We start from the raw sequence: 13993 nt of genomic DNA on the forward strand, positions 1-13993 counted from the left end.
TGCCGGCCGGACGCGCTGGCGCGCTACGCCTCGTCCCTCGTCAGCGCCAGCAGCCGGTCCAGCACCCGCGGCGCCCCCGTCCGCAGCCCGTCGTGCTCGAACTCGTCCGTCACCCAGGTCCGCAGTCCGCGCACGGCGCGTGCGGTCTCCAGGGAGTGGGCCGTGTCGACGTACATGTCGTCGTGGTAGACCGCCGCGGCGACCGGCACCTCGTTCGCGGCGAGGCGGGCCGGGTCGTACAGCGGGGTCCAGTCGGTGCGTGCGGCGAGGACCTCGGCCGTCTCGCGCAGCGGGCGCAGGGCGGGGTCGGCGTCGAACATCCAGGGGTGGATCGTTTCGCCGGTGAACAGCACCGGGGCGTCGCCCGCGAGGGCCTTGGCCGCGTCGAACTGCGGGAACTCGGCCCGGATCCGTTCGGCGGCCCAGGCGGTGGGGCGGGCGCTCTGGCCGTAGATCGTCTCGTGGACGAGGGCGTACAGCGGGTAACTGGCGTACGACAGCAGGCCCATGGCCTGTTCCAGGAAGGCGTCCGCCGGCTCCGGACCGGCCGGGGTGCGGACGAAGGCGTCCTCCAGGAGGAGGTGCAGCCGGTGGCTGCCGTCGCTCATGCCGAGCATCAGGCCGAGGGACTGGAAGGCCTCGGCGGTGAAGCGGTAGCCGTTGGGCAGGACCACGTCGTGGGTGAGGAGGTGGTCGGCGATGCGGCGGGCCCGTTCGACGTCCTGCGGGTAGCGGGCGTAGTGCGCGGTGACCTTGCGCTCGATGCGCGGGTAGGCGGCACGGTAGACGTCGTCGGCGTGGGCGTGCAGGGACGGCAGGCCGCCGGTGACGACGGCGGTGGCGAGGCCCTCGGGCGCGAGGGAGAGGTACGACACCGCGCAGAAGCCGCCGAAGCTCTGGCCGAGCACGGTCCAGGGGGCGCCGCCGGTGACCTCGGGGCGGATGGCTTCGCAGTCCCGGACGATGGAGTCGGCCCGGAAGCGGGCGAGGTAGTCGGCCTGCTCGACGGGGCCGCCGCGCAGCGGGAGCGTCTGCCGGGTGGCGGGCGTGGAGCTGCCGGTGCCGCGCTGGTCGAGAAGGAGGACGCGGTACTCCTTCAGGGCCCGGTCGAGCCAGGCCTGACGCCCGACGAAACGATTCGCCCCGAAGCCGGGCCCGCCCTGGAGGTACAGCAGCCAGGGCAGGTCCTGCCCGGCCTTGTCGCTCGCGACCACCTCACGGGCGTACAGCTCGATGGTCTCGCCGCCCGGGTCGGCGTGGTCGAGGGGCACGGCGAAGCGGCGGTCGGTGAGGACGACGCCGGGCTGGCGGTAACTGAGGCTCAACGGGGCTCCCGGGGCGGACGGTACGGACGGGACTCAGTTCAGCACATGACCGGCCACCGGCCGACCCCGGGGATCATGGTTTTTTACTGAACTTCCGGTCAGCGCGCGGCCAGACTGGAGCGGCGCACCACCAACTCCGGCTGGAGCACCACCCGGCGGTGCTCGTGCGGCCGCCGCCCCTCGCCCTGCTCGGTCTCCTCCAGCAGCAGCTCGGCGGCGAGTGCGCCCATGGTGACGGCCGGCTGTCGTACGGAGGTCAGCGGCACCGCTGCCGCCGCCGCGAACTCGATGTCGTCGTAACCGACGATCGCCAGGTCGTCCGGGACGCGCACGCCCGCCGCGTACATGGCCTGCAGGACGCCGAGGGCGAGCAGGTCGTTGGCGCAGAAGACGGCGGTGGGGCGGTCGGCGAGGCCCAGCAGGCGGGCGCCCGCGTCCCGGCCGGCGGCCACGTCGAGGCGCTCGGTGGGCAGCTCGCGCAGCGCGCCCTGGCCGAGCCCGGCCTCGGCGAGCGCGCTCAGCGCGCCGGTACGGCGGTCGCGGACCTGGTTGAGGCCGGGCGGTCCGCTGACGTAGGCGATCGAGCGGTGCCCGGCGTCCACCAGATGACGCACCGCGAGGGCGCCGCCCGCGACGTCGTCCATGGAGACCGAGCACTCCGTGGTGCCCTCGGCGACCCGGTCGACCAGCACGAACGGGATGCCGTGGCGACGGAAGGCCGCGATGTTGCGGCCGGTGGCGTCGGCCGGGGTCAGCAGCACGCCCCGCACCCGCTGTTCGGCGAACAGGGACAGGTACTCGGCCTCTTCGGCGGCGTTCTGCGCGCTGTTGCAGACCATCACGCCGAGCCCCGCCTCGCGGGCCGCCCGCTCGGCGCCGCGGGCCACGTCCACGAAGAAGGGGTTGCCCATGTCGAGCACGAGCAGGCCCATGATCCGGCTGCGGCCGGCGCGCAGCTGGCGCGCGGACTCGCTGCGGACGTAGCCGAGCCGGTCGATCGCGGACAGCACCCGGGCCCGGGTCTCGCTGGCGACGGCGTCCGGGCGGTTGATGACGTTCGACACCGTGCCCACCGAGACTCCGGCGGCGCGGGCGACGTCCTTGATACCCACCGACTGGGTCATCGGGCGAGGACCTCCAGGGGACGAAAGGGACGGACGGCGGGCGGTCCTTCACATTACCGTCATGCGGGCAGGGCGAAGTCGGCCACGTACAGGGGCGAGGGCGTCCTGCCGGTGGACCTCTCCTGGTAGAGGAAGGACAGGACGCCGTCCGCCGCGGCCCGGGTCTCGTCGATCACCACCTCGCCGAAGGCGTTCAGCCCGGCGCCGTCGTACAGCGGCGTCCAGTCGGTGTACCCGGAGGCGTTCGAGGCGGCGGCGATACGGCCGCGGGGAAGGACCGCGTAGGCGTTGTCGTACCGGTCGAGGACGAGCCTGGTGCGCTGGCTGGAGTCCAGGGGCACGGGGATCTCGGTCTTGCGCCATGTCCCGTCCGGGCCCTTGCGGAGGTGGAAGGCGCGTCCGTGGGCGACGCGGTCGGCGACGTAGTCCGTGGTGCACGGCCCGAAGCGGTCCGGTACATAGCTGATGACCGCGTGCGGCCGCCCGGCGGAGTCGGTGGCCTGGCTCTCCTGGTTCATCAGGCAGTGGTCGGGGCCGAGGGGATCGACGACCAGTCCGGGGCCGGTGACGCCGACCGGGTCCGCGCCGCCGGTGGTCCCGACGACCGTCCCCGCGTCGTTGCGCCAGGTCCGCCCCCGGTCGGCGGAGTGGACGTAGCCGGTGTCGTGATTGGTCAGCCCGCCACCCGCGCACAGCACGGCGGCGTTCTGCTCGCGCCAGGTGAACAGGGCGTGCAGCCGGCCGTGGACGTCGTAGTCGATGCCGTGCAGATACATGTTCCGCGCGGTGCTGGTGCCGTGCTCATTCGTGTACGTGCCCGTCGAGGCGCTCCACTCCCCCAGCACCGTCCAGCCCGAACGGCCGTACTCGGCGAGGGCGTTGCGGCCGTCGCCGGAGATGCCGACGCGGTAGCTGAGCTGGAGGTCGCCCTCGGGGGTCGCGAGGAACTGCGGGTAGGTGAACCGTGTGGTGAGGGCGAGTCCGTCGAGGGTCGTGCGCACGACGCCGAAGGCGGAGCGGTCCCAGGGCATGCCGGCGGGGCGGTCGAGCAGCCCGGCGGCGGACTTCACGTACCGGAAGCCGTCGCTGTGCGCGTCCATGACCAGATGCAGCCGGCCGTCCCACCGCGAGACGCCCATCGAGATCACGTTGTGCGAGTCGTCGCACTTCAGCCGGTGGTCCAGCGTCACCGTCGCCCAGTCCGCCGCGCCCGGGGTGCGGCGGGCGACGGTCACCCGGCGGTCTTCCGCGTACCAGGCCGCGTACTGCCGGCCCCGGTAGGTGAACAGGCCGTTCTTCTGGAAGGAGTTGGTGTTGACGAGCCCGTCGTACGAGACGAAGTACAGGGCCCGGGGGTCGAGGAGGGTGCGGCCGAGGGGGGTGATCCGGGGTGCCGCACGCCCGCTTCCGGCGGCGGTCATGACAGGTGGAACACCTCCGTGAGCGGCGTCATGGCCTCGTCGGGCAGGGCGCCGTGCGGCGACTCGAAGAAGGGCGCCATCCGGGCCTGCCAGCGGGCGTTGACGCCGGTGGCCGCCATGCCGGCCCGGGCGGCGGCGAAGTCCTCGGTCTCCAGATAGCCGACGAGCAGGCCGTCCTCGCGCAGGAAGAGCGAGTAGTTGCGCCAGCCGGTCGCCCTCAGGGCGTCGAGCATCTCCGGCCAGACGGCGGCATGCCGCTCCCGGTACTCGTCGAGGCGGTCCGCCCGGACCTTCAGCAGAAAGCACACGCGCTGCATCAGCGGCCCCCGTCCCGCTAGAAGTTGAACCGGTCGATGTTCCTGGCGTCGAACACGGTCGGCTTGCCGAGGGTGATCACGCCGTCCTTGCCGAGGGTGTACGTCGTGGCGCCGGCCTTGAAGGACTCCCCCTCCTTGCCGGTGATCTGCCCCGAGGCCAGCGCGACCGCGGCCCGCGCGGCCAGGTCGCCGAGCGCCGCCGGGTCCCACAGCTCGAAGGCGTCGACGGTGCCGTTCCTGACGTACGTGCGCATGTCGTTCGGCGTGCCGAGGCCGGTGAGACGGACCTTGCCCTTGTACTTCGAGCCGGAGAGGTACTGGGCGGCGGCCTTGATGCCGACGGTGGTCGGGGAGATGATCCCCTTCAGGTCCGGATGCTCCTGGAGCAGGCCCTGGGTCTGCTGGAAGGACTGCTGGGCGTCGTCGTTGCCGTAGGCGATCGTGACGAGCCTGACGTTCTTGTACCTGGGGTTTTTCAGCTCGTCCTTCATGTAGCCGATCCAGGTGTTCTGGTTCGTCGCGGTCTGCGCGGCCGACAGGATCGCGATCTCGCCCTTGTACCCGATCTGCCGCGCGAGCAGTTGCACCTCGGTACGGCCCAGATCCTCGGCGGACGCCTGCGAGACGAAGGCGTTGCGGCAGCCGGGGTTGGTGTCGGAGTCGTAGGTGACGACCTTGATGCCGTTGCTCATGGCCTGCTTCAGCGCCGTGCACAGCGCTCCGGGGTCCTGCGCGGACACGGCGATCCCGTTCACCTGCTGCTGGGTGAGCGTGTTGACGTAACTCACCTGCCCCGCGGTGTCGGTGGCGCTGGACGGGCCGACCTCCTTGTATGTCGAGCCGAGTTCGGCGAGCGCCTTCTCGCCGCCCTTGTCGGCGGTGGTGAAGTACGGGTTGTTCACCTGCTTGGGCAGGAAGCCGACGGTGAGCCCCTTCCTGGTGGCGGCGTTCGGATCGGCCTTGCCTGCGGAGGCCGCGGACTTGTCATCGTTCTTGACGTCGTTCTTGGTGGTGCCGCCGCAGGCGGTGAGGGCGAGGGCGAGGGAGGTTCCGGCGGCGAGGGCGGCGCAGGTACGACGGAGGGACGGCTTGCGCATGGCGGCGGATCCTTTGCGAGGGAGAGGGAAGGGGAGGGCACGGGCTACGAGGTCGGCGTCGAGGCGGCTCTGCGGGCCACGCGCGCGACGGAGATCTGGCGTGCGACCCGGGGGCCGAGCACGGAGACGACCAGCAGCACCCCGGTGACGACGATCTGGGACTGCGCGGAGACGTTCAGCAGGCTCATCACGTTCTGCAGCGCACCGAGCAGGAACACTCCGGCGATCGCACCGCCCAGCGTCCCCCGGCCCCCGTCGAAGTCGATCCCGCCGAGCAGCACGGCGGCCACGACGGAGAGTTCGAGCCCGGTGGCGTTGTCGTAGCGCGCGCTGGCGTAGTGCAGCACCCAGAAGACACCGGTGAGCGACGACATGAACCCGGTGGCGACGAAGAGCAGCAGCTTGGTCCGCTTCACCCGGATCCCGGCGAAGCGTGCCGCTTCCTCGCTCGCGCCGACCGCGAACAGCCGGCGCCCGAACGGCGTGGCGTGCAGCACGAGCACGGCGATCGCGAGCAGGACGAGGAAGGGCAGGAACGCCTGGGGCAGGAACGTGCCGCCGAGCCGGCCGGACGCGAAGTCCAGGTACCGGGAGGGGAAGTCGGTGACGGCGTCGGAGCCGAGCACGATCTGGGCGAGGCCCCGGTAGGCGGCGAGGGTTCCGATGGTGACGGCGAGGGACGGCAGGCCGAGCCGGGTCACGAGCAGGCCGTTGACCACTCCGCACACCACGCCCAGCAGCAGGCAGAGCGGGATGATCGTCTCGATCGCCATGCCCTCGTTCCAGAGCTTGCCCAGCACCGCCCCGGACAGCCCGGCCGTGGACGCCACCGACAGGTCGATCTCGCCACAGACCACGAGCAGGGTCATCGGCAGGGCGATCAATGCGATCGGAAGCGTGTTACCGATCAGAAAGGACAGGTTCAGCGCGTTTCCGAAACCGTCCACGAAACCGAACGACAGAAGCAACAGGACGATCAGGAGCGCGCCGACGACGGTGTCCCAGCGGACGGCGCGGGTCAGTGACTCAGACACCGGCGTTCTCCTTCGGCAGGGCGGTCCCCGGCCGGACCGACTTCTTCTTCAGGGCGGCGGCCACCCGCAGCGCGACGACCCGGTCGACGGCGATCGCGAGGAGCAGCAGGACACCGTTGATGGCGAGCACCCACACGGAGCTGACGCCGAGCGCGGGCAGCACGCTGTTGACGGAGGTGAGCAGCAGGGCGCCGAGCGCGGCGCCGTAGACGCTGCCCGAGCCGCCGGTGAAGACGACGCCGCCGACCACGACGGCGCTGACGACGGTGAGTTCGTAGCCGTTCCCGGTGCCCGAGTCGACGTTGCCGAACCGGGCCAGGTACATCGCCCCGGCGAGCCCGGCGAGCGCTCCGCAGACGGTGTAGGCGGTGAGGATGCGCCGGCGCACCGGGATGCCGGCCAGCCGGGCGGCCTCGGGGTTGGAGCCGAGGGCGTACAACTCCCGGCCGCCGCCGAAGTGTTTGAGGTAGTACGCCGTCGCGACCAGCACGGCCAGCGCGATCACCGCCAGCCACGGCAGCGCAAAGACGCCGCCGGAGCCGAAGTCGACGAAGCCACCGGGGAGGTCGGCCGCGGTGATCTGGCGTGCGCCGACCCAGATGGAGTCGATGCCGCGGATGATGTAGAGGGTGCCGAGGGTGACCACGAGGGCCGGGACCTGGCCGAGGCTGACGAGCAGGCCGTTGAGGAGGCCGAAGCCGACGCCGAGCAGGACGGCCAGGACGATCGCGATGACGGGGTTCCCGCCTCCGTGGAGGTACGTGCCCGCGGCGAAGGCGCTGATGCCGACGGTGGAGCCCACCGACAGGTCGACGTTCCTGGTGATCACCACCAGGGACTGGCCGGTGGCGACCAGCACCAGGATGGTCGCGTTGAGCAGCAGGTCCTTGATGCCCTGCACGGACAGGAACTGGCTGTTACCGGCCTGGGTGACCGCGATCATCACCAGGAGGACGACCAGGATGGCGAGTTCGCGCATCCTGAAGACGCGGTCGACCAACCGGGTCCCCGGAGACGGGGCCGCTTCGGCGACAGGGGTGGAGCCGGGGGTGGTCACCGTCATGCGGCGGCCCTCCCGGTGGCTGCGGCCATCACGGTCTCCTCGGTGGCTTCGGAGCGGGGGATCTCGGCGGTGATCCGGCCCTCGTGCATCACCAGCACCCGGTCGGCCATGCCGAGGATCTCGGGCAGGTCGGAGGAGATCATCAGCACCGCCACCCCCTCGGCGGCGAGCTGGGAGAGCAGCCGGTGCACCTCCGCCTTCGTGCCGACGTCGATGCCCCGTGTCGGCTCGTCCACGATGATCACCCTGGGGCCGGTCGCGAGCCATTTGGCGAGGACGACCTTCTGCTGGTTGCCGCCCGAGAGGGTGCCGACGGCATCCGCGATCCGGGCGTACTTCACCCGGAGCCGCACCGCCCAGTCCAGGGAGCGGCTGCGTTCGGCGCCGCGGTCCACCAGCCCGGCGCGCACGGTGGTACGCAGTCCGGTCAGCCCGATGTTCCGCTCGATGGACATGTCCATCACCAGGCCCTGGGCGCGCCGGTCCTCGGGGACGAGGGCGAGCCCCGCGGCCATCGCCGTGGAGGGCGCGCCGCCGGTGAGCCGACGCCCGTCGACCTCGACCTCGCCCGCGTCCCACCGGTCGACACCGAACACCGCGCGGGCCACCTCGGTACGGCCGGCGCCCACCAGCCCGGCGAGACCGACGATCTCACCGCGCCGCACCTCGAACGACACGTCGGTGAAGACGCCCTCCCGGGTCAACCGCCGCACGCGGAGCGCCACCTGGCCGGGCTCCACCTCCTGCTTCGGATACAGCTCGGCCAGCTCGCGGCCGACCATCCGGCGGACCAGGTCGTCCTCGGTCATGCCGTCGAGCGGCTCGCAGGCGATCCGGGCGCCGTCCCGCAGTGTGGTCACCCGGTGGCAGATGCGGAAGATCTCCTCCAGGCGGTGCGAGATGAACAGGACGGCGGCGCCCTGCTCGCCCAGGGTGCGCACGACGCCGAAGAGCCGGGCGACCTCGCTGCCGGTCAGGGCGGCGGTCGGCTCGTCCATGATCAGGACCCGGGCGTCGAAGGAGAGCGCCTTGGCGATCTCGACGATCTGCTGGTCGGCGATCGACAGTCCACGGGCGGGCCGGTCGGGGTCGAGGTCGACGCCGAGCCGTTTCATCAGGGCGGCGGTGGCGGCGCGGGTGGCCTTGTGGTCGATGCGGCGCAGGGCCCGCCGGGGCTGGCGGCCCATGAAGATGTTCTCGGCGATCGACAGGTCGGGAAAGAGCGTGGGTTCCTGGTAGATGACGGCGATCCCCGCGTCGCGGGCGTCGCCGGGGCCGTGGAAGACGACGCTCTCGCCGTCGAGCAGCACCTGGCCGGTGTCCGGCCGGTGCACCCCGGCGAGGGTCTTGATCAGCGTCGACTTGCCCGCGCCGTTCTCTCCGGCGAGGGCGTGCACCTCGCCGGGCAGCAGCTCCAGGGAGACGTCCCTGAGGGCACGTACGGCGCCGAAGGACTTGGAGACGCCCCTCAGTGCCAGCACCGGCGCCGGTCCCGTGTCGGGCGGGTGGGTCATGGCAGGCTCCTCGACGACTCCGGCGGAAACGGCCGCGAGACCCGCGTCCACAGCGTCGTGAAAGGTTTCAACTGGATTGCCGGGACCGTAGACACCGCAGCCATGTCACGTCAATGGGTCCGTATCGAAAAGATTTCGATAGCCCAAGGTCACGGCGGAGTCACGGAAAACCGGCCGGGTCGGAGTCCTTGACACCCCTTCGAGAGGCCCCTAGCTTGCCGTCCTGAATCGTTTCACACGCCCCTGCATCACTGTTCCGACCGACACCATCAGGAGCCCGCAGTGACCGACCTCGCCGCGGTGAAGGCCGCGCTCAGGACCCAGGCCGTCGAGACGCCGTCGTGGGCGTACGGAAACTCGGGAACCCGTTTCAAGGTGTTCGCCCAGGCCGGTGTGCCCCGCGATCCCTGGGAGAAACTCCAGGACGCGGCGAAGGTGCACGAGTTCACCGGCGTGGCCCCGACCGTGGCCCTGCACATCCCCTGGGACAGGGTCGAGGACTACGCGGCACTGGCCAAGTACGCCGAGGAGCGCGGGCTGAGACTGGGCGCGATCAACTCCAACACCTTCCAGGACGACGACTACCGGCTGGGCAGCATCTGTCATCCGGACGCGGCGGTGCGGCGCAAGGCGCTCGATCATCTTCTGGAGTGCGTCGACATCATGGACGCGACGGGGTCAGGGGATCTCAAGCTGTGGTTCGCCGACGGCACGAACTACCCCGGCCAGGACGACATCCGCGCCCGCCAGGACCGGCTGGCCGAGGGGCTGGCCGAGGTGTACGAGCGGCTCGGCGAGGGGCAGCGGATGCTGCTGGAGTACAAGTTCTTCGAGCCGGCGTTCTACGCGACGGACGTGCCGGACTGGGGCACGGCGTACGCGCACTGTCTCAAGCTCGGGCCGAAGGCGCAGGTCGTGGTCGACACCGGGCACCACGCACCCGGGACCAACATCGAGTTCATCGTCGCCACGCTGCTGCGGGAGGGCAGGCTCGGCGGGTTCGACTTCAACTCGCGCTTCTACGCCGACGACGACCTCATGGTGGGGGCCGCCGACCCGTTCCAGCTGTTCCGGATCATGTACGAGGTGGTGCGCGGCGGCGGGTTCGCGGCGGAGGCCGGGATCGCGTTCATGCTCGATCAGTGTCACAACATCGAGGCGAAGATTCCGGCGATCATCCGGTCGGTGATGAATGTTCAGGAGGCCACGGCGAAGGCGCTGCTGGTCGACCGGGCGGCGTTGGCCGATGCGCAGGTTGCCGGTGATGTGCTCGGTGCCAACGCTGTGCTGATGGACGCGTACAACACCGATGTGCGGACGTTGGTGCGGGAGGTGCGGGGGGAGATGGGGGTGGATCCCGAGCCGCTCGCGGCGTATGCCCTCTCGGGCTGGGCGGAGCGGATTGCCGCCGAGCGAGTCGGGGGACAGCAGGCCGGCTGGGGGGCGTGAGCGTCCGCCCGGTCGAGCGCCGTTGCGGGGTGCGGGTCGTATGCGGCTGGTCGCGCCCACTCGGCGGAGCCGCATATCGATGCGGCTCCGCGCCCCTGGTGTACCCACCCCCTGCTGGAAAGGAACCGTTCCTCATGACGTCCCACCCCGAAGCCGCCGCCCTCCTCTCCCGCTCCCGTCGGCTCGGCTCCGACCCCCGTAACACCAACTACGCCGGCGGCAACGCCTCCGCGAAAGGCACCGCCACCGATCCCGTCACCGGTGGTGACGTCGAGCTGATGTGGGTCAAGGGCTCCGGAGGGGATCTGGGGACCTTGACCGAGGACGGGCTCGCGGTGTTGCGGCTCGATCGGCTGCGCGCGCTCGTCGACGTCTATCCCGGGGTCGAGCGGGAGGACGAGATGGTCGCCGCGTTCGACTACTGCCTGCACGGCAAGGGCGGGGCGGCGCCGTCCATCGACACCGCCATGCACGCTCTGGTGGACGCACCGCACGTCGATCACCTGCATCCGGACTCGGGGATCGCGCTCGCCTGTGCGGCCGACGGGGAGAAACTGACCGCCGAGTGTTTCGCAGACAGCGTGGTGTGGGTGCCGTGGCGGCGGCCCGGCTTCCAGCTGGGCCTCGACATCGCCGCGGTCAAGGCCGCCCACCCGCGGGCCGTCGGGTGCATCCTCGGCGGGCACGGCATCACCGCCTGGGGCGACACCTCCGAGGAGTGCGAGCGCAACTCGCTGCACATCATCCGCACCGCCGAGCAGTTCCTCGCCGAGCGGGGCAGGGCGGAGCCCTTCGGGCCGCTCGTCGAGGGGTACGGCGCCCTGCCCGAGGCCGAGCGGCGGGCGCGGGCGGCGGCGCTCGCGCCGTACGTACGGGCCCTGGCCTCCCAGGACAGGCCGCAGGTCGGGCACTTCGACGACGCCGACGTGGTGCTGGACTTCCTGGCACGGGCCGAGCACCCCCGGCTGGCCGCGCTGGGGACGTCGTGCCCGGACCACTTCCTGCGCACCAAGGTACGGCCGCTGGTGCTCGACCTGCCGCCGGCCGCGCCCCTTCAGGAGGCCGTGGCGCGGCTGAAGGAGCTGCACGCCGCCTACCGGGAGGAGTACGCCGCCTACTACGCGCGGCACGCGCTGCCCGACTCCCCCGCCCTGCGCGGTGCCGACCCGGCGATCGTGCTGATCCCGGGCGTGGGCATGTTCTCCTTCGGCAGGGACAAGCAGACCGCGCGCGTGGCGGGCGAGTTCTACGTCAACGCCGTCAACGTGATGCGCGGCGCGGAGGCCGTGTCGGCGTACGCGCCGATCGAGGAGTCCGAGAAGTTCCGTATCGAGTACTGGGCCCTGGAGGAGGCCAAGCTCCGGCGGATGCCGAGGCCGAAGCCGCTGGCCACCCGGGTCGCGCTCGTCACGGGCGGCGGCAGCGGGATCGGGAAGGCCATCGCGCGGCGTCTCGTCGCCGAGGGGGCGTGTGTCGTCGTCGCCGACCTCGACACCGACAACGCCGCCGCCGTCGCGGAAGAGCTGGGCGGGCCGGACAAGGCCGTCGCCGTCACCGTGGACGTCACCGACGAGGAGCAGATCGCCGCCGCGTTCCGGACTGCCGTGCTCGCCTTCGGCGGGGTCGACCTCGTCGTGAACAACGCCGGGATCTCCATCTCCAAGCCACTGCTGGAGACTTCGGTACGGGACTGGGACCTGCAGCACGACATCATGGCCCGGGGTTCCTTCCTCGTGTCGCGGGAGGCGGCCAGGGTGATGATCGCGCAGGGACTGGGGGGTGACGTCGTCTACATCGCGTCCAAGAACGCCGTCTTCGCCGGGCCGAACAACATCGCCTACTCGGCGACCAAAGCGGACCAGGCCCATCAAGTGCGGCTGCTCGCCGCCGAGTTGGGTGAGCACGGGATCCGGGTCAACGGGGTCAACCCGGACGGGGTGGTGCGCGGCTCCGGGATCTTCGCCGGCGGCTGGGGCGCGCAGCGGGCCGCCGTGTACGGGGTGCCGGAGGAGAAGCTGGGCGAGTTCTACGCGGGGCGGACCATCCTCAAGCGGGAAGTGCTGCCCGAGCATGTCGCGAGCGCCGTCCTCGCGCTCACGGGCGGCGACCTGACGCACACCACCGGGCTGCACATCCCGGTCGACGCGGGTGTGGCGGCCGCGTTCCTGCGATGAGCACGGCCGTGCGCTCGTACGCCGCGGTCGACCTGGGCGCGTCCAGCGGACGGGTGATGGTCGGCCGCGTGGGGGCCGACTCGCTGGAGCTGGGTGAGGCGCACCGGTTCCCCAACCGGCCGGTGCGCGTCCCGGAGGGGCTGCGCTGGGACGCGCTCGCGCTGTACGCCGGTGTCCTGGACGGACTGCGGGCGGCCGGGCAGGTGGCGTCCGTCGGCATCGACAGCTGGGCCGTCGACTACGGCCTGCTCGACGCCGACGGCGCCCTGCTGGGCAACCCGGTGCACTACCGCGACGCCCGCACCGAGGGCGTCGCCGAGAAGGTGTGGGCGACGGTGCCCGCCGGGGAGCTGTACGCCGCGACCGGCATCCAGTACGCGCCCTTCAACACCCTCTACCAGCTCACCGCGGCCCGCGCGTCGCACCAACTCGCCCATGCGGAACGGCTGTTGCTCATCCCCGACCTGCTCAGCCACTGGCTCACCGGTGAGCAGGGCACCGAGCTGACCAACGCCTCCACCACCCAGCTCATCGATCCCCGGACGCGGACCTGGGCGTACGGGATCGCCGAGCGGCTCGGCGTCGACCTCGCTCTGTTCGCGCCGCTGCGGCAGCCGGGGGATCCGGCCGGGACGCTGCGGCCCGAGGTGCTGGAGGAGACCGGGCTCGGCGGACCCGTGCCGGTGACGGCGGTCGGCTCGCACGACACCGCGTCGGCCGTGGCCGCCGTCCCTGCGATCGGGGAGCGCTTCGCGTACATCTGCACCGGCACGTGGTCCCTGGCCGGGCTGGAGCTGGCCGCCCCCGTGCTCACCGAGGAGAGCCGGGCCGCGAACTTCAGCAACGAACTCGGGCTGGACGGCACCGTCCGCTACCTGCGCAACATCATGGGGCTGTGGCTGCTCCAGGAGTGCCAACGTGCGTGGGGCGAACCGGACTTGGGGCTGCTCCTGCGTGAGGCAGGTGCCGCGCCCGCGCTGCGTTCGGTGGTGGACGCCGGGGACGAGGTGTTCCTGGCGCCGGGCCGGATGCCGCAGCGGATCGCCGCCGCCTGCCGGACGTCGGGGCAGCCGGTGCCCGCGACACGGGGCGAGATCACCCGGTGCGTCCTCGACTCGCTGGCGCTCGCCCACCGGCGGGCCGTCGCGGACGCGCAACGTCTCGCCGACCGCCCGGTGGACGTGGTGTACGTCGTCGGCGGCGGCACCCGCAACGCGCTGCTCTGCCAACTCACGGCCGATGCCTGCGGACTGCCCGTGGTGGCGGGCGCCGCGGAGGCGGCCGCGCTCGGCAACGTGCTCGTGCAGGCCCGCGCCCACGGACTGGTCGGTGACCTCGCCGCGATGCGCGGGCTGCTCACCCGCACCCAGCCGCTGACCCGGTACACGCCGCGCGGCGACGCGGCCCGCTGGCGCGCCGCCGAGGCACGGCTCGCCCGGCGATGAGGGCGCTGCGCGGTGATCGTGCCGCACGGC

At 71.7% G+C, this 13993-nt stretch carries 11 protein-coding genes; 3 read left to right on the forward strand and 8 right to left on the reverse strand.

Annotated features, from left to right (window positions below; all coding sequences use genetic code 11):
• Nucleotides 1-23: 23 nt before the first annotated feature.
• The 8 genes from BIV23_RS18590 to BIV23_RS18625 all read right to left on the reverse strand — a co-directional run bounded on the left by BIV23_RS18590 (nt 24) and on the right by BIV23_RS18625 (nt 8895).
• The gene (locus BIV23_RS18590; RefSeq protein WP_071381996.1) at nt 24-1325 is read right to left on the reverse strand and encodes an alpha/beta fold hydrolase; all 1302 of its coding nucleotides are present in this window, start codon (nt 1323-1325) and stop codon (nt 24-26) included.
• 98 nt (nt 1326-1423) lie between these two features.
• A complete protein-coding gene (locus tag BIV23_RS18595; RefSeq protein ID WP_071381997.1) occupies nt 1424-2449 on the reverse strand; it encodes a LacI family DNA-binding transcriptional regulator in 1026 nt (341 codons plus the stop codon).
• Between the two features lie 59 nt (nt 2450-2508).
• Nucleotides 2509-3870 carry a BNR repeat-containing protein gene (locus BIV23_RS18600; RefSeq protein WP_071381998.1) on the reverse strand — a complete coding sequence of 454 codons (1362 nt, stop codon included), beginning with the start codon at nt 3868-3870 and terminating at the stop codon, nt 2509-2511.
• Nucleotides 3867-4187: an L-rhamnose mutarotase gene (locus BIV23_RS18605; protein WP_071381999.1), complete on the reverse strand. Its 321-nt coding sequence runs from the start codon at nt 4185-4187 to the stop codon at nt 3867-3869. The genes BIV23_RS18600 and BIV23_RS18605 overlap by 4 nt, the downstream gene beginning before the upstream one ends.
• A 17-nt stretch (nt 4188-4204) precedes the next feature.
• Entirely contained in the window at nt 4205-5284 is a 1080-nt protein-coding gene (rhaS, locus tag BIV23_RS18610; protein ID WP_071382000.1) for a rhamnose ABC transporter substrate-binding protein, read from the reverse strand.
• Between the two features lie 44 nt (nt 5285-5328).
• Nucleotides 5329-6318, reverse strand: a complete 990-nt coding sequence (locus tag BIV23_RS18615; protein WP_071382001.1) for an ABC transporter permease — start codon at nt 6316-6318, stop codon at nt 5329-5331.
• Complete coding sequence (locus tag BIV23_RS18620) at nt 6311-7381, reverse strand: ABC transporter permease (RefSeq protein ID WP_071382002.1); 1071 nt, start codon at nt 7379-7381, stop codon at nt 6311-6313. The genes BIV23_RS18615 and BIV23_RS18620 overlap by 8 nt, the downstream gene beginning before the upstream one ends.
• Nucleotides 7378-8895 (reverse strand): sugar ABC transporter ATP-binding protein, encoded by a 1518-nt coding sequence (locus BIV23_RS18625; protein WP_071382003.1) that lies wholly within the window; start codon nt 8893-8895, stop codon nt 7378-7380. Before BIV23_RS18625 ends, BIV23_RS18620 begins: the two co-directional genes overlap by 4 nt.
• A 282-nt stretch (nt 8896-9177) precedes the next feature.
• Here BIV23_RS18625 and rhaI point away from each other — a divergent pair, with 282 nt between their 5' ends.
• The 3 genes from rhaI to BIV23_RS18640 all read left to right on the forward strand — a co-directional run bounded on the left by rhaI (nt 9178) and on the right by BIV23_RS18640 (nt 13963).
• Nucleotides 9178-10344, forward strand: coding sequence for an L-rhamnose isomerase (gene rhaI, locus BIV23_RS18630; RefSeq protein ID WP_071382004.1), 1167 nt, complete (start codon nt 9178-9180; stop codon nt 10342-10344).
• Nucleotides 10345-10478: 134 nt separating this feature from the next.
• Nucleotides 10479-12518 carry a bifunctional rhamnulose-1-phosphate aldolase/short-chain dehydrogenase gene (locus BIV23_RS18635; RefSeq protein WP_071382005.1) on the forward strand — a complete coding sequence of 680 codons (2040 nt, stop codon included), beginning with the start codon at nt 10479-10481 and terminating at the stop codon, nt 12516-12518.
• Nucleotides 12515-13963 carry a rhamnulokinase gene (locus BIV23_RS18640; RefSeq protein WP_177239944.1) on the forward strand — a complete coding sequence of 483 codons (1449 nt, stop codon included), beginning with the start codon at nt 12515-12517 and terminating at the stop codon, nt 13961-13963. The genes BIV23_RS18635 and BIV23_RS18640 overlap by 4 nt, the downstream gene beginning before the upstream one ends.
• Nucleotides 13964-13993 lie beyond the last annotated feature (30 nt).

Source organism: Streptomyces monashensis (assembly GCF_001866665.1).
In the GTDB taxonomy this organism is placed as follows: Bacteria; Actinomycetota; Actinomycetes; order Streptomycetales; family Streptomycetaceae; genus Streptomyces; species Streptomyces monashensis.